The sequence below is a fragment of the Flavobacterium sp. N502536 genome (assembly GCF_025947345.1).
Lineage (GTDB): Bacteria > Bacteroidota > Bacteroidia > Flavobacteriales > Flavobacteriaceae > Flavobacterium.
In genome coordinates this window covers 2,221,831-2,245,141 of the sequence record NZ_CP110011.1, presented here as the reverse complement: position 1 = coordinate 2,245,141, position 23,311 = coordinate 2,221,831, and the positions used below count along the sequence as shown (strand labels likewise).

Sequence of the window (23,311 nt, the reverse complement as noted above, 5' to 3'; positions counted from 1 at the left end):
TACTTAAAATACTATAAATTATATTTCATCGAAAAGATGATGTAACGGGGCTGTACCGTATATTGAGAAACCCTTGTAGAAAACTGTGAGAAGCTGTCATCATTGAGGTATTTTGTATTTAAAAGGTTAGTAGCCGCGATTTTATACTCCCATTTGCTGTCCTTTTTTTGATAAATTAAACTGGCACTCAAAAAATCATATTCGTTGTCCACCGTTTTATTGCCATTGTAGTAGTGGTAAAACTCATATTCTGAAACAAACGAAAAGCTGTCCAGAAAGTAATAATCCAATCTTGCAAAAGGCTTATCTGTATAAAAGGTTGAGCCGCTGTATTTGTTAATTAGTGCGTTATATCCAAATTCGATGTTCGGAAAGTTTTTATAGTTTGTTGAAGCTCTTACGGTATAACTTTGACTAAAACTTTCGGTAGTGGCCAGTACGTTGTTCTGAATGTTATTGAATTTTGACCAATTGAAGCTGGCATTTACCGAAGCTTTATAGTTTTTCAGGAAAGAACGTCCGTAATTCCCCATTCCGGTAAAAGTTTCATCGGCCAGATTGGAATTATACGGCGACGAGGACTGATTAATTCCTTCAAAATTTGCTTTCGTTTTAATCGCATCGACTTTTTTAGTGTAAGTTGCGTTGGCAAAAATGTTCTCAAAATTAAACATATTGTATTTGAAATAACGCAGCGAATGTACCTGTGAGGTTGCATTCTCCAGATAACGATTCCCTCGGAACAAACTGCTGTAATCAGACAAAACATAACCCGAAGCCAACTGATTGATATCGGTAAAATCGTTCGACAAAGCAAAATTATAGGTCAGCGTTTCTGATTTTTTGATTTGATACAGGGCAAAAAAATCAGGCAGTACTTTGATGAAGTTCTGCGAATAATCTGTACCGGATTGGGTGTTTTTCATGTTGTAAGTATGCACACTCACCCCCGGTGTCAGGGTAAATTTCCCTGCCAGTATCTTGTAATGAACCCCCAGAAAGGCATCGTTAAAATTGTACTTTACCTGGTTGTTATTTCCCGGATCGTTCAGGTCATTTTTAGTACCATTGTCTAAAATCTGAAAAATGTGAGAGTTAAAATCCTGATACGAAAATGTATTTCCAAGGGTAATATTGATGTTGCTTTTTGGCGTTACCATATAGTAATAATCCAGTTTGGCATCTACTTTATTGGTTTTCACAAATCGATTCTGATTCAGATCGTTTCTAGCCTGTCCCGAAGTATAACCCGCCAGATCAAAAGGCTGCGTGCGCAAATTGGCGTTGTAAAACGGGTTTTCATCCTGATACAAATGCTGCATTTCAAAAGCAAAAATATTCTTGTCGCTCTGCGTGTAATACAAACTCAAATCCTGATTGATCGAGGTTGGATCCTGCTTTTTATTGGTTAATATAGTCTCCAGGGCCGAAACATTGTTTACAACCGATTCGCGCAGCAGATTGGTGTCTTCATTTTGCTTGGATAATTTTGTCAGGATATCATAGTCAAACTGAAATTTGTCGTTGGGTTTATAAGTCGAACTGAGTTTAAACAATCCCAAATTATTTTTCTGATGGGTCAATTCGTCTCTTTTTTGCTCGTTTCCTGAATCTAAAATAGTGGTTTGCGATTTGGTTTCCAGATCTGTTTTTGAAGCCGATAGTATTCCGAAACCGCTAATATTCCATTTTTTTGTAATGGAGTAGGCAAAGTTTGTGGCCCCGAATTTTGTTTCAATTTCTTTAGCCCGATTGTTTCTCAGAATCGAAATTCCCAGGTCGTTGGACGATACATTAAAGTTACTCCCGCCCTTTTTCATCATGTTTTTAAAGCCTCCGGTGAACTTAAAATAATCCTGCGCGGTAAGGGGTAATTCGCCAATATTGTTAAAATTGGTAATTAAGTTAATGCTGTATTGCGGGCTGTAATAAAACAATTTAGGGTTGATAATGTAACGGCTATCGACTTCCCCAACTCCTGTTCCGGCTGTTACATCGCCAAACCAAAAGTTCTTTTTCCCTTCCTTCAGCTTAATATTCATGGCCACATTGTCCTGATCGTTCTCTAAGCCTTTTAGTGCCGAAACTTCATTGTAGTTTCTAAGAACCTGAATTTTGTCAATAGCATCGGCCGGAATGTTTTTAACGCCAAGTTTGGTATCTCCGTCAAAAAAGTCCTTTCCTTCGACCATTAGTTTACTGACTTTTTTACCTTCAACTTCAATTTCTCCATCGGCATTTACCTCAACACCGGGCAGTTTTTTCAGTACATCTTCCAGTTTTTTTTCGGTTCCGGATTTAAACGAATCGGCATTGTAAACGATGGTATCACCTTTGATCGAAACGGGCATTTCACGAACGATCTCAACGCCTTCCAACTCAATACCGGCATCATCCATCACAATATTCTGAACGATATTGGTGCTTTGTGTTGTAATCGCAATTTCTTTCGATTTCATACCGAGGTAACTGATTTTAATCGAATAAGAAGTATTTGGTTTCAAGGTCAATTGGAACTTTCCTTTGTCGTTGGTAATCCCATAAGAGTCCATAGCTTTTGAAGCAGTGTTAACAGCCATAATATTGGCCATTTCCAGCGGATTCTTTTTTTCATCCTGAATAAAACCATCAAAACGAACCGTTTGGGCAACACAAAGAGAGGTCATTAAAAAAATGACGAAGAGAAGTATATTTTTCATCGGAAAAAGCTAAAGGTGATGCACTACAAATTAACGTCTTATTAATACAGGGCCACCGCCAGGACCGCCTTCACGGCCACGGTTCATTTCTCTAAATTCCTCCATTTTTTTTATGACCGTTTCATCGTAGTCCTTTTGAGAAATTACTTTCCCTTTTTTAGAAGGTTTGATTTCTGCTTTATCTTTGGCGTTCAATACTATTTTTGAACATAAAATGGTAGTTCTTCCGTCGTTTACTTCCAGAATTAATCCCGGTAATCCCCAATAATTCTCAGGCCCCTGATTTACCGGAATTTCCGGCGAATACCAGGCCGTTATAATAATCTCTTTGGGCATTTCAAAATTGTCAGCGAAGTTCGTTTTGGTTTCTCCCGAAGTTTTTCCGACATCGTCCTTTTTCGCCTCCGGTTTTTTATCCTCCTTTTCTTTAGGTCTCAAATTCCTAAAATCGGTTTTGCTGGGCTCTTTAATCGCCGTTGCTTTGTAGCAGGTATATCCTCCTATCTGTTTCGTTTCAGCTTCCATTTTCCAGTTCAGCTTCGGCAGAGAATCTATTACGAGGAATTCTTTTCCCATAAACTCCTTATCTACCGTGTAGGTTTTGCTTTTTACATCTTTGTAAAAGGTACCGCCACCCCCCATAAACGAATTTACCATCACACGCATTCCTCCTGCCTGCTGTCCCGGAGCATCAAGCTTTTCTTCTTCTTTATAAATAGAAGCCGATTTGTCAAAATTCAGAATGAATGTTTTTTCAAGCATTTTCTTCATTCGCTCTTCAATGTTCTTTTGCATTTCGGGCGTAATATCACGATTGCCACGCATTTCTCCCATTTTCGGAGCCTGTGTTTTTGATTCGTAAACTGCCATTCCCTGAAATTCTTTCTGAGCCTGCAGCTGTGTAACGACAAGCAGCATTGACATATAATAGATTACTTTTTTCATTTTGTTTTCTTTAAAAGGTGAGAGGGTCTAACAAACTTATATTCAAATGTATTGTTTATTTTAAAATACCGAAAGTTAAATATATCAACTCCCCTATGCCATAGACAAAATCGCCTATTGGCTAGACTATTACGATTTCTGAAGTACCAAAGTCTAAATCTCGGTGTTTTACGCAATTTCTACCATACTTTTACGCAATTTCTACTATAGTTTTTTGTAATTTGGCTCTTAGAAACGTAAACATCATGAACAGAGCGGCACATCCATTTCTTTTATCCTTTCTTTTTGTGATCTGTTCGTTCTCCGCTGTTTTTTCACAAAGTCAAAAAATAAAGACGGTACCTCTTTCTCATTTAACCAATACTGCCGATCAGTTTCTGGGTTATGATTCTTTTGGGTACTACTATCAGATTAAAAATAATGTCTTCAGCAAAATCAAAGAAAAAGAAGTCTTTGAATATAAAAATGTCTCACTCGGAACAATCACGAAAGTCGATTTACAAAATCCGCTTAAAATAGTTTTGTTTTATGAAGACTTCAACACCGTTATTTTACTGGACAATCAGCTCAATAAAATTACAGAGATTAATTTCTCGCTGAACAATACCCCTATTATTGCTTCTGCCATTGGAATGTCAACACAAAATCGATTGTGGATTTACAATAGTTTAAATCAGCAAATTGGTCTTTTTGATTATCTGAATAACGAATACAAAACCGTTTCGACACCCTTAACAGAATCGATAAAATACTACCTGACCGATTTCAATACTTTTTATTGGATCGACAAAAAAAACAATTGGTTTTCGTGTACTATTTTTGGAAAAACCACCGCTTTGGGGAAAGTACCCGATTTTGATGCTATCGAAATTGTGAACAATCACCAGTATATTTTCAGCAAAGCTAATTTGCTGTATTTTAAAGACATTACTATCGCAGATCCAAATGCATTTTCTGAAATTGAAGTTTTAGAAAAATCGTTTGACAAATTCTGCTACAAAGACCAAATTTTATCTATTTTTACAACTAAAGAAATCACAAATTATAAAATCGTAACACCGTAATGCACATAGCAATAGCAGGAAATATAGGAGCTGGAAAAACTACTTTAACTAAATTATTGGCTAAACATTTCAAATGGGAACCCCATTACGAAGATGTAGTTGATAATCCGTATTTAGATGATTTTTACCATCAGATGGAGCGTTGGTCGTTTAATCTTCAGATTTATTTCTTAAACAGTCGTTTCCGTCAGGTATTGCAAATTCGCGAAAGCGGGAAGAAAATCATTCAGGACAGAACCATTTATGAAGATGCTTATATTTTTGCTCCCAACCTGTATTCGATGGGATTGATGACAAGCCGTGACTTTGAAAATTACACTTCTCTGTTTGAATTAATGGAATCCTTAGTAAAAGCTCCTGATTTATTAATTTATTTAAGAAGTTCAATTCCAAACTTAGTGGGTCAGATTCACAAACGCGGACGTGATTACGAAAATTCTATTTCAATCGACTATTTAAGCCGTTTGAATGAAAGATACGAAGCATGGGTACAAACCTATACCAAAGGAAAATTATTAATTATTGACGTTGACAATATTAATTTCGTAGACAATCCTGAAGACTTAGGAAACATCATTAATAGAATTGATGCCGAGCTGAACGGACTGTTCTAGAAACACGAATTTCACAAATTTACACCAATAAAAATGCCTCTAAATGTTTAGAGGCATTTTTTGTTTTTTATATGTTTCGAAACCGGATTAAAATCCGGTTTTACAAAATAGGCCGAGCCGAAGGCTCTTTTTTTCGGAAATAATAAAAGAGGGGGCTTTTTTGATTTCTTTATTGTAAATAATTACTTACTTTTATTTTATCTTTTAATCATTTCCCAAATTGGGAAAAAAACTTTATCTTTGCCAAATCAATTATGAGAATAATAGCCAAAAGAACCTTGCAAAATTTTTGGGAACGTTTCCCAAATGCAAAACAACAGTTATTATCATGGTATCAAATCTTTGATAAAAATAATTTTGATAATTCGAATGCAATAAAATCAATATTTGGTTCTGCAGATTTTATCGGTCATAATAAAGTCGTTTTTAATATTTGTGGCAATCATTATCGGTTAATTGTAAAAATTAATTATGAAACTCAAATTGTCTATATTTTATTTGTGGGTACCCACCGTGATTATGACAAACTTGACGACATTAAAAACTTATAAGTAATATGGAAATACGACCTATTAAAACGGAACACGATTACGATCTTGCTTTAGAGCGTGTAAATGCTATTTTTGATGCGAAACCTAATACGGATGAAGGTGATGAATTAGATATTTTGGTTACACTCATTGAAAAATATGAGCAAATAAATTATCCTATTCCCGAACCTGACCCAATTGAAGCCATTAAATTTATGATGGAACAAAATGGACTTACTGATGCCGATTTAGGGGTTATTTTAAACAGCCGCTCAAGAGTATCCGAAATTTTTAAACGAAAGAGAGCCTTAACCTTAAACCAAATTAGAATTTTGACAGAAGCTCTTCATATTCCTGCTTCAACCTTAATTAAAGAATATGCTTTAAATCCATAAAAAAAGCCTCTAAAATTAATTTAGAGGCTTTTTTGTTTTTTATATGTTTCGAACCTACGGTTCTTTGTTTTGCGTGTGTTTTTCGAAACCGGATTAAAATCCGGTTCTACAAAATTAGGCCGAGCCGATGGCTCTTTTTTTTTGGGAATGCTCATCGAAAAATACGAAGAAATACATTATCCGATTCCAAAACCCAATTATCCTAACAGGTTTTAAAAACCTGTTAGGATAAGTATATTATTTTACTGCTTCGATTTTTGCTTTTACTTCGGCTTCTGTTCCTTCAAAAACTTCTGTAGTGGTTTTACCGTTTTCGGTTTTGGTTACCGTTCCTACTGTGACACCGTTAGCAGTTGATAAGTTAACTTCTACTCTTTTTTTACTGTATTTTGTAGTATCAAAACAATCTGTTTTTTGGTGAATATATTTTCCGTTGGCATCATAATGTGACAGGCATTTTGCGGTTTCCTCGGCTGAACAGCCTTTTTCTTTGCACATTTTAATACATTCTTCTTTGCTCATTGCAGAGAAATCACCACATTTTGAAACACCAGCTGCATGCATTTCCATTTTGCAACAAGTCCCTTTTTCGGTCGTTCCTGAAGACGAATGCCCTTCTCCTAAAATAGGTGCAATTACTAAACCGATCAAACAAGTCAGTTTGATTAAAATGTTCATAGAAGGCCCTGATGTATCTTTAAACGGATCTCCAACTGTATCTCCTGTTACTGCTGCTTTGTGTGCATCAGAACCTTTATAAGTCATTTCACCATTGATTAAAACTCCGGCTTCAAATGATTTTTTAGCATTGTCCCAGGCACCACCGGCATTGTTTTGAAAAACTGCCCAAAGTACTCCGGATACCGTTACTCCGGCCATATATCCTCCTAACATTTCAGCTATTAACTGATTGTTGTCTGCATAAACTAATTTACCTAATAATACAATTGCAATTGGAAAACCAATGGTTAGAATTCCTGGAAGCATCATTTCGCGCAAAGCTGCTTTTGTTGAAATCTCGACACATTTACCGTACTCAGGTTTTCCGGTTCCTTCCATAATACCCGGAATTTCCTTAAACTGTCTACGTACTTCATATACCATATCCATCGCTGCTTTTCCAACAGAGTTCATCGCCAATGCCGAGAAAACGACAGGAATCATTCCTCCCACAAACAACATGGCCAAAACCGGTGCTTTAAAAATATTGATTCCGTCAATTCCGGTAAAAGTCACATAAGCTGCAAACAATGCCAAAGACGTTAAAGCCGCTGAGGCAATCGCAAATCCTTTTCCGGTTGCGGCGGTCGTATTACCAACTGAGTCCAAAATATCTGTTCTGGTACGCACTTCTTTTGGTAATTCACTCATTTCGGCAATTCCTCCGGCGTTGTCTGAAATTGGTCCGAAAGCATCAATTGCCAATTGCATGGCCGTAGTAGCCATCATTGCAGAAGCCGCTAAAGCCACTCCGTAAAATCCTGCTAGGGCATAAGAAATCCAGATGGCAGCAGCAAATAATAAAACGGTTGGAAAGGTCGAAATCATTCCGGTTGCCAGACCTGCAATTACATTTGTTCCTGCTCCAGTTGACGATTTTTGTACAATCGCCATCACCGGTTTTGTTCCCAATCCGGTATAATATTCGGTTACTGATGAAATAGCTCCACCCACCACTAATCCGACCAATGTGGCATAAAAAACACGCATGGATGAGATGTCTTTGGATCCTTCTCCGAAGAAACTCATTTGCATAGTTTCAGGCAGCATATGCTGTACTAAAAAGAAACAGGCAATTGCGGTTAAAACAATTGAAACCCAGTTTCCTATATTTAAAGCTTTTTGTACCTGTGCTTCTTTGGCATTATCATCGGATATTTTTACCAGTGTCGTTCCGATAATCGAAAATAGAATTCCGAAACCGGCAATTGCCATTGGAAGTAAAATGGGTCCGATTCCTCCAAAAGCATCCTGAATGTTGCCTCCCATATCTTTAATCACATAGTTTCCTAAAACCATTGCAGCCAGAACTGTCGCTACATACGAACCAAATAAATCGGCTCCCATACCGGCAACGTCTCCTACGTTATCTCCTACGTTATCAGCAATTGTAGCCGGATTACGAGGATCGTCTTCCGGAATTCCAGCTTCCACTTTACCTACTAAATCGGCACCAACATCGGCAGCCTTGGTATAAATTCCACCTCCTACTCTTGCAAACAAAGCAATGGATTCAGCACCAAGCGAGAACCCGGCTAATGTTTCGAGAACAACCGTCATTGTTTCGGTGTCTTTCCACACCCCTCCTGATAAAAGATTAAAGAAAATGATAAAAAAACCGGTAAGTCCTAAAACAGCTAAACCTGCAACACCAAGTCCCATTACGGTACCTCCGCTAAACGAAACTTTTAAAGCCTGCGGTAAACTTGTTCGGGCTGCCTGTGTAGTCCTAACATTAGTTTTAGTGGCTATTTTCATCCCGATATTACCGGCATAAGCTGAAAATAAGGCTCCAAATATAAAAGCTACTACTATTAATAAATGCGTTTTAACTCCCGGGATAAAAGTAATTCCGGCTAAAGCAATACTGGCAATAATTACAAAAATGGTCAATAATTTATATTCTGCTTTTAAAAAGGCGAGGGCTCCCTCGTAAATGTGTTCTGAAATCTCTTTCATTTTTCCGTCGCCCGCATCTTGTTTTAAAACCCAAGCCCTTTTTATTCCCATGAAAAGTAATCCTAAAATTGCCATAACGATTGGCAAATAAATCATAAATGCATTCATAATATAGTAATGGTTTTTTGGTTAATAGTTAAAAGTCAATAAACTAACTCGAACGAATTTAAACAAAAAAGCAATACTCCTGACGGTAGTATTGCTTTTTTTATAATGGTGCGGGCTAAAAATTATTTAATGCTAAATAATCCCTCCGGTTTGTTTTCAATATCATCAAAACGTTTGGTACACTCAGCGATAATTGCAAATGCTTCGTTTACGTCTCCCCATCCTTCTACATCTACTTGTTTGTTTTCAAGATCTTTGTATACCTGGAAAAAGTGCTCGATTTCTTTTAATAAGTGTCCGTTGATATCAGAAAGATCATTTAATGAATTCCAGATTGGATCAGAAACTGGTACACAAATAATTTTTTCGTCTGGTCCTTTATCATCTGCCATGTGGAAAACCCCAATTGGCTTCACTTCCATAACACATCCTGGGAAAGTTGGTTCGTTTACTAAAACCAATACATCAAGAGGGTCACCATCAAGAGCTAAAGTTTCTGGAATAAATCCGTAATCAGCCGGGTACATCATTGAAGAGAATAACATTCTGTCGAAACGCATTCTTTTAATTTCAAAATCGTATTCGTATTTGTTTCTGCTTCCTCTTGGTATTTCGATTAACACATCGAAAGTTGTTAGTTTGTCTGCGGTCATTTTCGTTTTTTATTGTTTCTATAATTTCGACTGCAAAAGTAACTAAAGAATCCCTTTTTACAATAAAAAACTGCATTTATCTATGTACTTTTCTTTTAAAAAACAGGGAGTTAATAGGTAATCTTTCGATTTCTTTTGTTTAGATAATAATGCCAAAGCAAATAGGTCGCATAGGACCTATACGGACTCCATTGTTCGGCATGAATTTCCATTTCCCGCCTGTCGTGAATATTCAGTAATTCTTTGATGGTGTTGACAACTGCAATATCTCCTAATGGAATCAAATCGGGTTCCTGAAGGCAAAACATCAGATAAATATCAATCGTCCAGTTTCCGATTCCTTTCAACTGTATAAGCTCTTCCCGCACTTCTTTTGCCGATTTTGTGGCCAGACTTTCAATGTCCAGTTCTTTACTCAGGACTGCTTCGGCCAGTATCTTAATATATTTTGTTTTTTGACGGCTTACACCCAATGCGCGGAATTCTTCATCCGATAAAACCGCCATGGTTTCAGGATTACAGGTGGTATAGGCTTTTATTTTTAGGAATGTAGCTTTCGCCGAATCGATCGAAACTTGTTGCTCCAGAATCAACAATACCAGGGTTTCGAAACCTTGTGGACGTTTTGGAATTGGCGGCAGTCCATATTTTTCGATAATTTCCAGAAAAACCGGATTTTTGGCAGATAGAAAATCGATGGCTTCTTGCATAACCTTATTTTAAGTGGATTCAAAATTAAATAAAATTACAGCAATAATTATCCTGAAATATATTCCCCGTAAGGAAGTTTATTGACAGCGTAGATAATAACAGCAGATAACAGCAAACACAATAGCGTTGTAATGGGAATAGCCAAAACCGGATTTATAAAATCATAATCGATTCCTGAAGAGACCAGAAACCGGAGAACCAGAATATGAACCAGATAAATACCATAGCTGTATTTGTTGATAAAACCAATCACCCGAACGAGAGTTGGATTTGAAATTTTCGAATTTTTAAAGAACACAAACAATCCAATAGAAACCAGCATGACATTAAAAGTCAGGTAGCCATAGAAATATTCATTAAAACAGTCTTCTGCTGTCGACAGGAAATAAGTTCCGAGAATGGTAATAAGAGCACCTAAAAAAAGTAACAACACCGAAATCTGTTTCAGCCTTCGGGCATCGTATTGAAAGGACTTAACCGACAAATAATATCCCAAAACCAGGTATCCTAAAAAACCTGTAAAGTAGGTCAGATCAACATTGATTCGAAAGGCAGCAAAAATGGGCTGATTGAGCATTAAAGCAAAAATCCAAATGCCTAAAAAGTACAAGATCTCTTTTTCAGTAGCATTCTGAATCCACTTGCTTATAATCGGAATAAAAAGATAGATCCCGATGATCATATAAATGTACCATAAATGAAAGGAACTCCCTCCCATAAGAAGCGTGAAGGCCCGATTAAAAATATCGACAGCTTTTTCAGATTGCACCAAAAATTCACTTCTGACAGTTAACAGTATATAGAAGAAACTCCAGAAAAGGAAGGGCAGAATTATTCTTGAAAATTTTCTTTTCAAAAAATCACTCAGTTCGTATTTTTTATTGAGCATTAATGCTCCGGTAAGCATCAGGAAAACCGGAACGCAAAAACGTACCAGGCCGTCATAAACATTACCAGTCCACCAGGTAAAATTGGATATCGTACCATACTGATACAGAATATCACAGGCTACGTGTACAACAATTACACTGACAGTGGCTAAAACTCTAAGATTATTTGTCCAATTTAAATTCTTACTTTCGATAGCTATACTCATAGCAACTAAATTAAGAAAAAATCTGACAATTTATCTAAAAATAAAAACCAAACGATCCTTTTATTGCAAACTTAGTAGCGTCCGGCATATTCATATAATTTCCTCTCCATGAGAAATCAAGACGGAATACTTTGAAGATATTTCCTATTCCAGCATTGTATTCCCAATACACATTTTCCGGCGCATTATAAGGCAATCCTGAAGCATTAATGGCACGGTTAGCATTAGAAATAGTTCCGTGTACCGCTCTTACTCCTACAAATTCTCTCCAGTTTAATTTTCTCATGAACGGAATTCTGGCAAACAGCCTTCCTCCAAAGTCATGATTCCATTGTAAAGTGGTATACTGGTCCGTTATAAACTCGTAGAAATTTAAGTTACTGAAGGTATTTTCAATGGTAAAATAAGTCTGATTTCCGGGAATTACACTCATCAATCCTAATGGAATGGTACCAAAGGTTTTTCCGGTTTCAAGAATAATATTCGATCTTCCTAATGGTCCGATAATAATAGGCTGCTTGTAAAACAGCTGTACTTTTTGGTACGCAAAATCGCTGTTTAAAACCCCTTTCAAACCATAACTAAAGTTTACAAAGAAATGACTGAACGGGCTGTCAACAATATTTCGTTCTACTCCAAAACCGATTGTCTTACGATTAGGCATAAACTCAAACTGAATATTCGCTTCCGACTGTGTTACCTTGTTTGCTATTACACCAGCCGGATTTGCTGCTGTTGGCAAAGTAGTATAATAGTCTAAACTAAAAATTGGAGAAGCCGATTCTAAAGTTCTGTATGAAACTCCGGCCTGAACAACAAAATTCTTCATAGGCTCCATTTCAAGCGAAATGTTACTCAGATTAATGTTGGTCAATTTTCCATTACTTCCCGTGGTAAATAGTGCAGAAGAAGCAAAACTTCGTCCTAAAATATCATTTGTAGTCGTTAAGCTGGCGCCAATTTGTTCGATGTCACGTCTGTTTCCTCCGGAGATAATGATTCGGTTTTTCTTATCCACCATCCATTTTCCGGAAACTCCGTATTTGAATTTATTATCGTCAAAACCATATGCAGTATAAGCTTGTATGCGCCAAGGATCATTAGGTCCAAAATAAGTCCTTCCTCCTGCTCGCAATCGTAAGCCTTCAACTTCGTTATACCCGAAAGTGGAGAAGATAGGTCCAAAATCAAAATTCTTAAACTCGACGTAACCACTACCCAAAATAGAAACTAAACTATAGAGCTGCTTGAATCTTTTGACTGTTTGCAGCGTATCGAGCATTTTGTAAATACCCTGCTCGTCCTTGTTGAGTTTTTCAAAACGATTTTCATCCCAAAATTCATTCGATTTGTTGTAAACAGCATTATCAATAAAATTGACTTCCTGCTTGTAAAAACTCTCCGGTTTTTGAAGATTGAATTTATGGCCTTTATACAAAGTTGTACGTTTCCCGTAAACTCCTTTTGATTTTTCTTTTTTGTTCAAAGCAAAATCAGACATCATATAATCACGGGTTAAGAGAAATACCGAATCATTCTCAACCTCAAATTCCTGTTCGATATAAATATCTTTTACCCAGTTAATATTGGCGCTTTTAGTAACGGCCATATTAATTTTTTTGATCGCAAAAGTGGTATCGTTTACCCAAAAATCTCCTTTAAAAGTCAGCTCATTTTTACGTCTTGGATAAAAAACGATATTGTAACACCATTTTTTATCGACATAAGCACTGTCTTTTAAAACATAATTATACACATCAATTCCTGTTCGGGAAAGTGGACTTGTAAAGCTCTTGTCGAAGAATTTCAGGTGATTGTCGTAAATATTATAATCGGAGTACAGATCCTTCACGAAAGATAAAATCTGCTGATTGCCATTAAAACCAGAAGTTTTATTTCCGGTCAGGTTCTCTTTTGTTTTCTTTAATTTATTATCTCCATACACATCATACAGCGACTCGCTAATAAAAATCGGCAGATATGTTTTTCCGGTAACTTCAGATGTATCAACGTGTTTGAATACAAATTCCATTCCCTTGAAGAGTTTATTTTTCATAAAAGCACTGTCGATCGTGTTCATATCAAACTCGACTTTCTCGTACTTTTGCATCTGATACTGATTGAATTGGTACAGTCCGTTTTTGCGTTTACGCTCCCATATTTTTCTCAGAATGTCCAATGCCGGATTATTTTTCTTAGAGGTCTTTCCGGTAAAAATCACGACTTCATTCAGTGCTTCAGCTTCGCTTAAAACAATCTTAAAGTCATAGTTTACGGCTTTTTCCAGCGTAACTTCCCGATCTGAAAATCCTGCCGAACTTACTAATAAGGTGGTGTAAGTATTAGGCGATTCGAGATAGAAACGTCCATCTTCGTTAGAAACGATCCCCGTATTGGATCCTTTAAAAACAACATTAGCAAACGGAATTGGCTGATTAGATTTGTCCAAAACAATTCCACTCACTTTGGTTTGTGCAATAACGCTACCCGCCATTGCGAGTACAAAAAACAAGCTGAGTAAAATTATTTTTTTCATAATCTGGCAAAAAAAAACTTCATCAATAATAGGTATGACTGATGAAGTTTTATAAGTATCGTTTAATTTACTATTTGTACATTACTTTCTTTACTGCTTTTACTACATCAGCTGCATTTGGCAACCAGTCTTTTAGTAAAACAGGAGAGTAAGGCGCAGGTGTATCTGCTGTTGTTATACGTTGAATTGGCGCATCAAGAAAATCGAAAGCCTGTTCCTGAACGATATAAGTGATTTCAGATGAAACACTTGCAAACGGCCATGCTTCTTCTAAAATTACCAAACGGTTTGTTTTTTTAACAGAAGTAAGAATAGTCTCTTTATCCATTGGACGAACTGTTCTTAAATCGATAATTTCGCAAGAGATCCCTTCTTTAGCTAATTCATCAGCTGCAATAAAAGCTTCTTTGATGATTTTACCAAAAGAAACAATTGTAACATCTTTTCCTTCGCGTTTAATATCGGCAACTCCTAATGGAATTGTATATTCTCCGTCCGGCACCTCTCCTTTGTCACCATACATTTGCTCAGATTCCATAAAAATTACAGGATCATTATCACGAATAGCCGATTTTAAAAGTCCTTTTGCATCATAAGGAGTTGAAGGTACCACAACTTTAAGTCCCGGAGTGTTAGCAAACCAGTTTTCTAAAGCTTGTGAGTGAGTCGCTCCTAATTGACCTGCAGAAGCAGTTGGTCCACGAAAAACGATAGGCACATTAAATTGTCCACCTGTCATTTGACGCATTTTAGCAGCGTTATTTATAATTTGATCAATACCTACTAAACAGAAGTTGAAAGTCATGTACTCTACAATAGGACGACATCCGTTCATAGCTGATCCTACTGCAATCCCTGTAAAACCAAGCTCAGCAATTGGAGTATCGATTACTCTTTTTTCGCCAAACTCAGCAAGCATTCCTTTTGAAGCTTTGTAAGCTCCGTTGTATTCTGCAACTTCTTCGCCCATTAAATATATGGATTCATCGTGACGCATTTCTTCGCTCATCGCTTCACAAATGGCCTCTCTAAATTGTATTGTTCTCATATTTATATTGTATGTTGAATTTTCTGAAGAGCAAAAATAAATATTTTAAATAACTTAAAAGCATAAATTAAATTTAAAATCACACGAACTTCCTTCTGTCATCCGCTTTTAACTTTTTAAATTTTATTATGACATTTACGAAATCGATATAATAACTACTTTATCACCCAAAAAACTTTTTTCAGACAAACTCAACTTTTTTTGTTGGATTCTGATTCAGCAAAATTCTTCCTCTCTAACGCAGCATCTCAAATTATAGTATAAATTGAGGTGAATTTTAACAGTTCTCCAGCTCCCCCATTTTGAAAAATCCCTAAGAATCAGCAAACATCACTACATTATCACTATTTGATGCCCCTAAAAGGCTTTCATAATTTCAGAATCTGCGAAAACGTAATAGTTTTAAAAAAATATTATGCATGCATAGTATATTATTTCAATTTTAATTTCTAAATTTGTAGAAGCATTTTATAATTTATCAAAATATATACTTATGAAAATATTAGTTTGCATCAGCCATGTGCCTGATACTACTTCAAAAATTAACTTCTCCAATGGTGACTCAGAATTCGATACCAATGGTGTTCAATATGTAATTAATCCTAATGACGAGTTTGGTCTTACCCGTGCAATCTGGTTTCAGGAGCAACAAGGTGCAACTGTAACTGTTGTAAATGTTGGAGGACCTGATACTGAGCCTACTTTACGTAAAGCTTTGGCAATTGGTGCAAACGAAGCGATTCGTGTAAATGCTAACCCAACTGATGGTTTTTTTGTTGCAAAACAATTGGCAGAAGTAATTAAAAATGGTGGTTATGATTTAGTAATTGCCGGAAAAGAATCTTTAGATTACAACGGAGGAATGGTTCCTGGAATGATCGCCGGAATCTTAGGGTCTAACTTTTTAAACTCTTGTACCGCTATCACAGTTGAAGGCAACAATGTAAAAGCAGTTCGTGAAATCGATGGTGGAAAAGAAACAATAAGCACTACTTTACCTTTAATCATTGGTGGTCAAAAAGGTCTTGTTGAAGAAAAAGACCTTCGTATTCCAAACATGAGAGGAATTATGACAGCAAGAACAAAAGCTTTAACCATTCTTGAACCAGTTGATGCTCCTGTAAATACAAAAGCGGTGAAATTTGAAAAACCAGCTCCTAAATCAGCAGTAAAATTAGTTTCTCCTGATAATTTAGATGAGTTAATCAATTTATTACACAACGAAGCGAAAGTAATCTAGTAATCAGTATTCAGTATCAGTTTTCAGCTCTGAAACCTGAAACTTTAAACTTCTAAACAAAAAATTATGTCAATATTAATATATGCAGAATCTGCAGAAGGAAAATTTAAAAAAGTTGCTTTCGAATTGGCTTCTTACGCTAAAAAAGTAGCCGAAACTTTAGGAACAACAGTTACCGCTTTAACTGTAAACATTAGCGATGTAAGCGAATTATCAAAATACGGAGTTGATAAAGTATTAAAAGTAAATAACGATAAATTAGCTGGTTTTACTGCCAAAGCTTATGCTGACGTTATCAAACAAGCCGCTGAAAAAGAAGCTACAAAAGTAGTTTTACTTTCTTCTACAACAGACAGTATTTATCTTTCTTCATTAGTTGCAGTAGCTTTAAATGCTGGTTTCGCTTCAAATGTTGTTGGATTACCGGTAAGTACTTCCCCTTTTCAGGTAAAAAGAAATGCTTTCTCTAACAAGGCTTTCAACATTACTGAAATCGCTACAGACGTAAAAGTTCTTGGTCTGGCTAAAAACTCTTACGGAATTTTTGAAAGTGCAGGATCTGCTACTGAAGAAGATTTTAACCCAACCATTGGTGACAATGATTTTGGAGTAAAAGTAGAATCTGTAGAAAAAGTAACCGGAAAAGTATCTATCGCTGATGCTGACGTTGTAGTTTCTGGAGGACGTGGATTAAAAGGTCCGGAAAACTGGGGATTAGTTGAAGATCTTGCTGCAGTATTAGGTGCTGCAACAGCATGTTCTAAACCGGTTTCTGACTTAGGATGGAGACCTCACAGTGAACACGTTGGACAAACGGGAAAACCGGTTGCCACTAACTTATACATTGCAATAGGAATTTCCGGTGCAATTCAGCACATTGCAGGTATCAACTCTTCAAAAGTAAAAGTTGTAATCAACAATGATCCTGAGGCTCCTTTCTTTAAAGTAGCTGATTACGGAGTAGTTGGTGATGCTTTCGAAATTGTTCCGCAATTAATTGAGAAACTAAAAGCTTTTAAAGCACAACATTCTTAGTTTAAAAATTCTCTCTAAAAATATAGCTACCTAAAAACAAGATAAATCGTATCTTTGTTTTAGGTAGCTTTTTTGTTCCATATTTTTTGATTAAAATTGCACCTTTATTTTTCAATCAAAAAAAGTATTAAAATGAGGCAATAATTGCCCTTTTTTTCCCACATATATGAGTCTAGTAAAATTATCTATAAAAGGAATTTCATACAGTCAAACTCAAAATGGCGCTTATGCCTTAATTTTGAATGAAGTTGATGGCGAAAGAAAATTGCCAATAGTTATTGGTGCTTTTGAAGCACAATCTATTGCTATCGCCCTGGAAAAAGAAATTAAACCTCCTCGTCCGTTAACACACGATCTGTTCAAAAACTTCGCTGAAAGATTTGACATTGTGGTGAAACAAGTGATTATTCACAAACTTGTTGATGGTGTTTTTTATTCGAGTTTAATCTGCGAAAGAGATAAAATCGAGGAAATTATCGATGCCCGAACTTCTGATGCTATTGCCTTGGCTTTGCGTTTTAATGCACCGATTTTCACTTACAAAAATATTCTGGACAAAGCCGGAATTTATTTAAAATCAAATACCGCAGAAACCGATCAGGGTTCTCAGGAAATTGATGATGTGCTTTCGAATCCGGAAACCTTTGGCCGCGAAGAAGAAAGCAACCAATCCGGAGATGTTTACGCCAAACATAGCCTACAGGAACTTAACGAGCTTTTAGATCAGGCCGTTTCTCAGGAAGATTATGAAAAAGCAGCTAAAATTAGGGACGAAATTTCGAAAAGATAATTTAAGCCGATAAGCCACAGGCATTAGGCCGTAAGCTTAAAGCGCGAAACATAAAAAACAAGCTATAAGCATTTAGGATAAAGCCTAAAGCTTAAAGCCCAAAGCTTAAAGCACCATGAAGCAATACTTAGATTTAGTACAGCATGTTTTAGATAACGGCTGTCAAAAAGGAGATAGAACAGGAACAGGAACCAAAAGTGTTTTTGGTTACCAAATGCGATTTGATTTAAGTGAAGGTTTCCCAATGGTTACTACCAAAAAACTGCATTTAAAATCGATCATTTACGAACTGCTGTGGTTCTTAAAAGGAGATACAAATGTAAAATACCTTCAGGAAAACGGAGTAAAAATCTGGGATGCCTGGGCAGATTCTAATGGCGATTTAGGTCCTGTTTACGGACATCAATGGCGCAATTGGAACAGCGAAGAAATTGATCAGATCTCTGAATTAATTACAGAGCTAAAAACAAACCCGAATAGCCGAAGAATGCTGGTTTCAGCATGGAATCCTTCGGTATTGCCGGATACCAAAAAATCATTCGAAGAAAACGTTGCCAACAACAAAGCAGCCTTACCTCCCTGTCATGCCTTTTTTCAATTTTATGTTACAAGTCCTGACACTGAAAAAGGAGAAACAAAAGGAAAACTTTCTTGCCAATTGTACCAACGAAGTGCCGATATATTTTTAGGAGTTCCGTTTAACATCGCTTCTTATGCTTTGCTTACCTTAATGATTGCACAGGTTTGCGATCTGGATCCGGGGGAGTTTATTCACACTTTTGGAGACGCGCACATTTACAACAATCATTTTGAGCAATTGGAGCTGCAACTAACACGCGAGCCAAAACCTTTACCAAAAATGGTTTTAAATCCGGAGATTAAAAACATTTTCGATTTTGATTATAATGACTTCACGCTTTTAGATTACGAGCCGCATGCCGGCATAAAAGGAAGTGTTGCTGTATAAAACATAAAAAAAATCCGCTTAAGATTTAAGCGGATTTTTTTATACTACCAGAACGCTATTTTCACTTCCGGCATAATCATTCCACTTATACGAATCTGCCTCAGGATCGTTCGCATAAACGCCGTCAATTACATATTTGAATTCGTAAATAGCATCTTTCACCAAGTCATAAGTTGCTTTAAAAGTTCCATTTTTCAACTTACTTAAAGTTCCTTCTTCGGGATTCCAATTGTTAAAATCACCAACAACCGCTGCCGAATTTGCCTCTTTTGCTTCTATTGTAAAGGTGACTTTACATACCGGTTTTGTTTTCACAAATTGTTTCTTTAAAGACATAACTGTTTAATTTTTAGATTCATAGACTAAATTACATAAATTCACCTGAACTCCGGACACTCCTGTAATCGATTTGTGATAATATCAAAAACACATTATTTTTTTAACCATATCAATAAATAAATCCGCATAAAATTTTGGATTTCAAAGTGCTAAGTCGCTTTAAAAGAAATATTCCCGAAACTAAATAGGGTCATTACAAAATAAATTTTAACTTTATGACCTCATTTATATCTTATGGAAAAGGAAGCACACGAACAATACGAATATGCCAGAAGAAGAATCAGACAAAAGAAGATCCTTTATTTTCATTTTGTACTTTTTCTTTTAGGAAGTTTATTTTTGTTTATCGCCAATAGATTTTTCGGTTTAGGAGCCACCACTGGGCAAAACTGGTGTATTTGGGTCATCACAATCTGGTTCTTTATCTTTATTTTACATTTCATCAAAGTGTACATTACAGACCGTTTTATGAACAAAAAATGGGAAAGAGAACAAATTGACCGGCTTGTTGCTTTGCAACAGAAAAGAATTACTCAGTTAGAGTCGAAAGTAAATGAAGATTCTGAAAATAAAATTTAGTTTAGAATGCCATGATTATAATGATAGCGGCTGTTGCCGAAAATAACGCACTTGGAAAAAACAATGAATTAGTTTGGCATTTACCAAATGATTTTAAAAGATTTAAATCTCTTACGACCAATCATCACATCATTATGGGGAGAAAAACTTTCGAAAGTTTCCCAAAACCTTTACCCAACAGGGTTCATGTTGTGATAACGCGCCAGAATGATTATCAACCGGAAGGCTGTATTGTGGTAGATTCTATTGAAAAAGCAATCGCAATTTGTCCTGAAAACGAGGACTCCTATATTATTGGAGGCGGTGAAATTTACAACCTCGGGCTGCCTTACACGGATATCATTGAAATTACCAAAGTACACCACACTTTTGACGCAGATGCTTTTTTTCCTAAAATTAACGAAAATGAGTGGCAGCTTGTAGAAGCAGAAGAAAACTTTAAAGACGAGAAACATCTTTACGATTATACTTACGAGACCTATATCAAGAAATAAAAAAAACATCCTCTTTTAGGAGGATGTTTTTAAATGTAATTAACCTTGATAATGGACTCACTCAGGAAATAAGTTTAAATAGAATAACAAATGCCAGAATAGCATCTGAAATAATTGAATAACACTGTTTGTTGAGATTTTATCTCACGGGCCGTCTTTAATAACAAATACCACTAAGATATTAAAGACAAATTTCCAAAAACAAATTTAATCCTAAGAACGTATTTCACACTTTAAAAAAAAGAATAGAGTATTGACCCCCAAGAACAATACTTTTTTTCAACCTCTTTCCTGAACAAATTAAGTACAAGTGTAAAGTAATACTCAATTGTTTGAGCCATTTTTTAAAGATCAATCTTTAAAACTTCATTATTATTACTAAGACAAAAGTGCACATAAATGCATCGTCCCACAATACCCACTTTTGGTGATTTTTTCAAAATAACCATTTTTGGTGATGCCAGAAAATGAAATCTCCCACACCAATTAAAAGGCTACTTTTAAAACAATTAAAGCACAAAATAAAAAACCCAATTACAGTTAAGACAGATTGTATTATATTTGCGTAAATAAAAAAAATGTCTGAAAAAATAACCCCATATAAAGACTCTTCTTTAGGTAAAAAAGAGCAGGTTGCCCAAATGTTTGACAACATCTCCGGTAACTATGACAATCTAAATCGTGTGATCTCATTTGGAATTGATACCAAATGGCGAAAAAAAGTACTTAAAATCGTTTCGGATACCCAACCAAAAATTATTCTTGACATCGCAACCGGAACAGGTGATTTGGCGATATTAATGTCACAAACCAACGCTGAAAAAATCATCGGTTTAGACATTTCAGCCGGAATGCTGGAAGTAGGAAAGAAAAAAGTTCAGGCAAAAGGATTATCCAACACTATCGATTTGGTTTTAGGAGATTCTGAAAAAATTCCTTTTGACGACAATTACTTTGATGCCATAACGGTTGGATTTGGAGTTCGAAATTTTGAAAACCTGGAGAAAGGTTTTGCAGAAATCCTAAGAGTTTTAAAGCCAAATGGCGTTTTTGTAATTCTGGAAACTTCAGTTCCGGACAAAACACCTTACAAACAAGGCTATAAATTTTACAGCAAAAACATCCTTCCAATTATTGGAAAACTGTTTTCTAAAGACAATTCAGCCTATGGCTATTTGTCTGAGTCTGCTGCAGTTTTTCCTTACGGAGAAGCTTTGAACAATATTTTAAGAAAAATTGGGTTTATAGATGTTGTGGCAATGCCTCAAACTTTTGGCGTTGCAACCATTTATTCTGCATCTAAAAAATAGTATGAAAAAAACTGTAGTCTTACTTCTATTAGTCTTATCGACACAAGGATATTCGCAATTTGCTAAGAGTATGTTTAGCAAAGATCCTATTATCAATCTCGAAAACTGGCAAAAACAACGCCTGTATTTTGGTTATTATCTTGGATTTAACAGTTTCGATTTTAAGTTTGACTACAAAGCTCCCGGTCCGGATATTCAGGTAAAAAAAACAACCGGATTTAATGTTGGTGTTGTAGCCGATTTAAGACTGCAAGAATACATCAATCTTCGTTTTGAACCGGGATTGTACTATACAAAACGTGACTTGCACTATCCAAATTTACCTTTACAAAAAGACTATCTTAGAGAAGTAAACAGTACGTACATTCATTTTCCTTTGCTTCTGAAATTCTCTGCTTTGCGTACCGGAAACATACGTCCTTATTTAGTTGGCGGAATGTCTTCGACACTGAATTTATCGAGCAATGCCAAATCAAAAGACGACAACTTTGAAGGGAAATTCAGAGTAAAACAATGGACTGCTGCTTACGAACTGGGTTTTGGAATTGACATTTTCTCTGAATATTTCATCTTCTCTCCTTCTATACGAGGAATGTTTGGGATCAGCGATGAACTAATTCGTGATAATCCGGCAAACGGACCTAGCCCATGGACGGACAATATCGATTCGATGAAATCAAGAGCTATTTTAATAAATTTTACTTTCCATTAAAACAAATACTTAACTATTTCGTTTAAATTCACTAAGAATAATTGCTGTTGCGGTAGCTACATTTAAACTTTCAGTTTTTTGAAGCTCTCCAAATCTTGGAATTGTGATTCGGTTTGTGACCCTTTTTTCAATTTCTGCCGAAATACCATTGGCTTCATTACCCATAATAATGATTCCATCCTGAGGCAAATTGGATTTATATATGTTTTCGCCATCCATAAAAGTTCCAAATACAGCTAATTTGGTTTGAGCTATAAAAGTTTCGAGATCGACATAACTAACATTTACTCTGGTAATAGATCCCATTGTGGCCTGCACCACTTTTGGATTGTAAATATCAACGGTTTCTTTAGAACAAACAATTTGTTTGATACCAAACCAGTCACAAAGACGCAAAATGGTACCTAAATTTCCGGGATCGCGAATATCGTCTAATGCTAAAATCAAACCCGAATCGATTATTTCCTTTTCGGCAGGAATTTTGAAAACCGCCAAACAGGAATTTGGGGTAGACAAAGCACTTATTTTTTTAAGTTCCTGCTCATAAATCAGCGTTCGCTTTGAAGAATGAACTTCTTCAAAATCATTTAGAGTCGTGTATAAATGCTCTAATTCAAAATTGGATTGCAACAATTCTTGAATTACTTTTACTCCTTCGGCGAAAAACAATTGATTTGCAAAACGTTGCTTTTTTTGATGTAAACCTGAGATAAGTTTTATTTGGTTTTTACTAACCATAAAATAATGTACTTTTGAATTAAATATTT

At 36.0% G+C, this 23,311-nt stretch carries 22 protein-coding genes; 12 read left to right on the top strand and 10 right to left on the bottom strand.

The window, feature by feature from the left end; translation table 11 throughout:
• Positions 1-11: 11 nt before the first annotated feature.
• Together OLM61_RS09920 and OLM61_RS09915 are read right to left on the bottom strand one after the other, a co-directional pair.
• Positions 12-2,699 (bottom strand): carboxypeptidase-like regulatory domain-containing protein, encoded by a 2,688-nt coding sequence (locus tag OLM61_RS09920; protein ID WP_264526184.1) that lies wholly within the window; start codon positions 2,697-2,699, stop codon positions 12-14.
• 30 nt (positions 2,700-2,729) lie between these two features.
• Entirely contained in the window at positions 2,730-3,644 is a 915-nt protein-coding gene (locus OLM61_RS09915; RefSeq protein WP_264526183.1) for a GLPGLI family protein, read from the bottom strand.
• Between the two features lie 245 nt (positions 3,645-3,889).
• Here OLM61_RS09915 and OLM61_RS09910 point away from each other — a divergent pair, with 245 nt between their 5' ends.
• From OLM61_RS09910 to OLM61_RS09895, 4 genes are all read left to right on the top strand, one after another.
• Entirely contained in the window at positions 3,890-4,708 is an 819-nt protein-coding gene (locus OLM61_RS09910) for a hypothetical protein (RefSeq protein WP_264526182.1), read from the top strand.
• The gene (locus tag OLM61_RS09905) at positions 4,708-5,322 is read left to right on the top strand and encodes a deoxynucleoside kinase (RefSeq protein ID WP_041516522.1); all 615 of its coding nucleotides are present in this window, start codon (positions 4,708-4,710) and stop codon (positions 5,320-5,322) included. The genes OLM61_RS09910 and OLM61_RS09905 overlap by 1 nt, the downstream gene beginning before the upstream one ends.
• 254 nt (positions 5,323-5,576) lie before the next feature.
• Positions 5,577-5,873, top strand: a complete 297-nt coding sequence (locus tag OLM61_RS09900) for a type II toxin-antitoxin system HigB family toxin (protein WP_264526181.1) — start codon at positions 5,577-5,579, stop codon at positions 5,871-5,873.
• Positions 5,874-5,878: 5 nt separating this feature from the next.
• Positions 5,879-6,247 (top strand): helix-turn-helix domain-containing protein, encoded by a 369-nt coding sequence (locus OLM61_RS09895; protein WP_264526180.1) that lies wholly within the window; start codon positions 5,879-5,881, stop codon positions 6,245-6,247.
• Positions 6,248-6,484: 237 nt separating this feature from the next.
• Here OLM61_RS09895 and OLM61_RS09890 read toward each other — a convergent pair whose 3' ends face one another.
• The 6 genes from OLM61_RS09890 to OLM61_RS09865 all read right to left on the bottom strand — a co-directional run bounded on the left by OLM61_RS09890 (position 6,485) and on the right by OLM61_RS09865 (position 15,078).
• Positions 6,485-9,034, bottom strand: coding sequence for a sodium-translocating pyrophosphatase (locus OLM61_RS09890; RefSeq protein WP_264526179.1), 2,550 nt, complete (start codon positions 9,032-9,034; stop codon positions 6,485-6,487).
• Positions 9,035-9,156: 122 nt separating this feature from the next.
• A complete protein-coding gene (locus OLM61_RS09885; protein WP_173966547.1) occupies positions 9,157-9,687 on the bottom strand; it encodes an inorganic diphosphatase in 531 nt (176 codons plus the stop codon).
• Between the two features lie 110 nt (positions 9,688-9,797).
• A complete protein-coding gene (locus tag OLM61_RS09880) occupies positions 9,798-10,397 on the bottom strand; it encodes a DNA-3-methyladenine glycosylase family protein (protein ID WP_264526178.1) in 600 nt (199 codons plus the stop codon).
• A gap of 47 nt (positions 10,398-10,444) precedes the next feature.
• Positions 10,445-11,494, bottom strand: a complete 1,050-nt coding sequence (locus OLM61_RS09875) for an acyltransferase (RefSeq protein WP_264526177.1) — start codon at positions 11,492-11,494, stop codon at positions 10,445-10,447.
• Between the two features lie 34 nt (positions 11,495-11,528).
• On the bottom strand, positions 11,529-14,030 hold the full coding sequence (locus OLM61_RS09870; protein ID WP_264526176.1) for a DUF5686 and carboxypeptidase-like regulatory domain-containing protein: 2,502 nt from the start codon (positions 14,028-14,030) through the stop codon (positions 11,529-11,531).
• A gap of 70 nt (positions 14,031-14,100) precedes the next feature.
• Positions 14,101-15,078 (bottom strand): pyruvate dehydrogenase complex E1 component subunit beta, encoded by a 978-nt coding sequence (locus tag OLM61_RS09865; protein WP_264526175.1) that lies wholly within the window; start codon positions 15,076-15,078, stop codon positions 14,101-14,103.
• A 493-nt stretch (positions 15,079-15,571) separates the two neighbouring features.
• Here OLM61_RS09865 and OLM61_RS09860 point away from each other — a divergent pair, with 493 nt between their 5' ends.
• The 4 genes from OLM61_RS09860 (at position 15,572) to OLM61_RS09845 (ending at position 19,110) form a co-directional block, all read left to right on the top strand.
• Positions 15,572-16,318, top strand: coding sequence for an electron transfer flavoprotein subunit beta/FixA family protein (locus OLM61_RS09860; protein WP_264526174.1), 747 nt, complete (start codon positions 15,572-15,574; stop codon positions 16,316-16,318).
• A 66-nt stretch (positions 16,319-16,384) separates the two neighbouring features.
• On the top strand, positions 16,385-17,353 hold the full coding sequence (locus tag OLM61_RS09855; RefSeq protein WP_264526173.1) for an electron transfer flavoprotein subunit alpha/FixB family protein: 969 nt from the start codon (positions 16,385-16,387) through the stop codon (positions 17,351-17,353).
• A gap of 166 nt (positions 17,354-17,519) precedes the next feature.
• Complete coding sequence (locus tag OLM61_RS09850; protein ID WP_173966558.1) at positions 17,520-18,143, top strand: bifunctional nuclease family protein; 624 nt, start codon at positions 17,520-17,522, stop codon at positions 18,141-18,143.
• Positions 18,144-18,258: 115 nt separating this feature from the next.
• Positions 18,259-19,110, top strand: a complete 852-nt coding sequence (locus OLM61_RS09845; protein ID WP_264526172.1) for a thymidylate synthase — start codon at positions 18,259-18,261, stop codon at positions 19,108-19,110.
• A 39-nt stretch (positions 19,111-19,149) separates the two neighbouring features.
• Here the strand turns inward: OLM61_RS09845 and OLM61_RS09840 are convergent, their stop codons facing one another.
• Positions 19,150-19,446 carry an isoamylase early set domain-containing protein gene (locus OLM61_RS09840; protein ID WP_264526171.1) on the bottom strand — a complete coding sequence of 99 codons (297 nt, stop codon included), beginning with the start codon at positions 19,444-19,446 and terminating at the stop codon, positions 19,150-19,152.
• Between the two features lie 237 nt (positions 19,447-19,683).
• Here OLM61_RS09840 and OLM61_RS09835 point away from each other — a divergent pair, with 237 nt between their 5' ends.
• The 4 genes from OLM61_RS09835 to OLM61_RS09820 all read left to right on the top strand — a co-directional run bounded on the left by OLM61_RS09835 (position 19,684) and on the right by OLM61_RS09820 (position 22,544).
• Complete coding sequence (locus OLM61_RS09835) at positions 19,684-20,028, top strand: 2TM domain-containing protein (protein WP_264526170.1); 345 nt, start codon at positions 19,684-19,686, stop codon at positions 20,026-20,028.
• An 11-nt stretch (positions 20,029-20,039) separates the two neighbouring features.
• Positions 20,040-20,522: a dihydrofolate reductase gene (locus tag OLM61_RS09830; protein WP_264526169.1), complete on the top strand. Its 483-nt coding sequence runs from the start codon at positions 20,040-20,042 to the stop codon at positions 20,520-20,522.
• Positions 20,523-21,100: 578 nt separating this feature from the next.
• Positions 21,101-21,832 carry a bifunctional demethylmenaquinone methyltransferase/2-methoxy-6-polyprenyl-1,4-benzoquinol methylase UbiE gene (ubiE, locus tag OLM61_RS09825; RefSeq protein ID WP_264526168.1) on the top strand — a complete coding sequence of 244 codons (732 nt, stop codon included), beginning with the start codon at positions 21,101-21,103 and terminating at the stop codon, positions 21,830-21,832.
• Position 21,833: 1 nt separating this feature from the next.
• On the top strand, positions 21,834-22,544 hold the full coding sequence (locus OLM61_RS09820; protein WP_173966564.1) for a porin family protein: 711 nt from the start codon (positions 21,834-21,836) through the stop codon (positions 22,542-22,544).
• 9 nt (positions 22,545-22,553) lie between these two features.
• Here OLM61_RS09820 and OLM61_RS09815 read toward each other — a convergent pair whose 3' ends face one another.
• Positions 22,554-23,282 (bottom strand): TrmH family RNA methyltransferase, encoded by a 729-nt coding sequence (locus OLM61_RS09815; protein WP_264526167.1) that lies wholly within the window; start codon positions 23,280-23,282, stop codon positions 22,554-22,556.
• Positions 23,283-23,311: the final 29 nt, after the last annotated feature.

Coding starts and splice junctions, on each gene's coding strand:
- OLM61_RS09855 (WP_264526173.1), top strand. CDS start 16,385: ATGTCAATATTAATATATGCAGAATCTGCAGAAGGAAAATTTAAAAAA.
- ubiE (WP_264526168.1), top strand. CDS start 21,101: ATGTCTGAAAAAATAACCCCATATAAAGACTCTTCTTTAGGTAAAAAA.
- OLM61_RS09890 (WP_264526179.1), bottom strand. CDS start 9,034: ATGAATGCATTTATGATTTATTTGCCAATCGTTATGGCAATTTTAGGA.
- OLM61_RS09875 (WP_264526177.1), bottom strand. CDS start 11,494: ATGAGTATAGCTATCGAAAGTAAGAATTTAAATTGGACAAATAATCTT.
- OLM61_RS09865 (WP_264526175.1), bottom strand. CDS start 15,078: ATGAGAACAATACAATTTAGAGAGGCCATTTGTGAAGCGATGAGCGAA.
- OLM61_RS09900 (WP_264526181.1), top strand. CDS start 5,577: ATGAGAATAATAGCCAAAAGAACCTTGCAAAATTTTTGGGAACGTTTC.
- OLM61_RS09905 (WP_041516522.1), top strand. CDS start 4,708: ATGCACATAGCAATAGCAGGAAATATAGGAGCTGGAAAAACTACTTTA.
- OLM61_RS09915 (WP_264526183.1), bottom strand. CDS start 3,644: ATGAAAAAAGTAATCTATTATATGTCAATGCTGCTTGTCGTTACACAG.
- OLM61_RS09920 (WP_264526184.1), bottom strand. CDS start 2,699: ATGAAAAATATACTTCTCTTCGTCATTTTTTTAATGACCTCTCTTTGT.
- OLM61_RS09830 (WP_264526169.1), top strand. CDS start 20,040: ATGATTATAATGATAGCGGCTGTTGCCGAAAATAACGCACTTGGAAAA.
- OLM61_RS09870 (WP_264526176.1), bottom strand. CDS start 14,030: ATGAAAAAAATAATTTTACTCAGCTTGTTTTTTGTACTCGCAATGGCG.
- OLM61_RS09815 (WP_264526167.1), bottom strand. CDS start 23,282: ATGGTTAGTAAAAACCAAATAAAACTTATCTCAGGTTTACATCAAAAA.
- OLM61_RS09835 (WP_264526170.1), top strand. CDS start 19,684: ATGGAAAAGGAAGCACACGAACAATACGAATATGCCAGAAGAAGAATC.
- OLM61_RS09895 (WP_264526180.1), top strand. CDS start 5,879: ATGGAAATACGACCTATTAAAACGGAACACGATTACGATCTTGCTTTA.
- OLM61_RS09820 (WP_173966564.1), top strand. CDS start 21,834: ATGAAAAAAACTGTAGTCTTACTTCTATTAGTCTTATCGACACAAGGA.
- OLM61_RS09885 (WP_173966547.1), bottom strand. CDS start 9,687: ATGACCGCAGACAAACTAACAACTTTCGATGTGTTAATCGAAATACCA.
- OLM61_RS09840 (WP_264526171.1), bottom strand. CDS start 19,446: ATGTCTTTAAAGAAACAATTTGTGAAAACAAAACCGGTATGTAAAGTC.
- OLM61_RS09850 (WP_173966558.1), top strand. CDS start 17,520: ATGAGTCTAGTAAAATTATCTATAAAAGGAATTTCATACAGTCAAACT.
- OLM61_RS09910 (WP_264526182.1), top strand. CDS start 3,890: ATGAACAGAGCGGCACATCCATTTCTTTTATCCTTTCTTTTTGTGATC.
- OLM61_RS09880 (WP_264526178.1), bottom strand. CDS start 10,397: ATGCAAGAAGCCATCGATTTTCTATCTGCCAAAAATCCGGTTTTTCTG.
- OLM61_RS09860 (WP_264526174.1), top strand. CDS start 15,572: ATGAAAATATTAGTTTGCATCAGCCATGTGCCTGATACTACTTCAAAA.
- OLM61_RS09845 (WP_264526172.1), top strand. CDS start 18,259: ATGAAGCAATACTTAGATTTAGTACAGCATGTTTTAGATAACGGCTGT.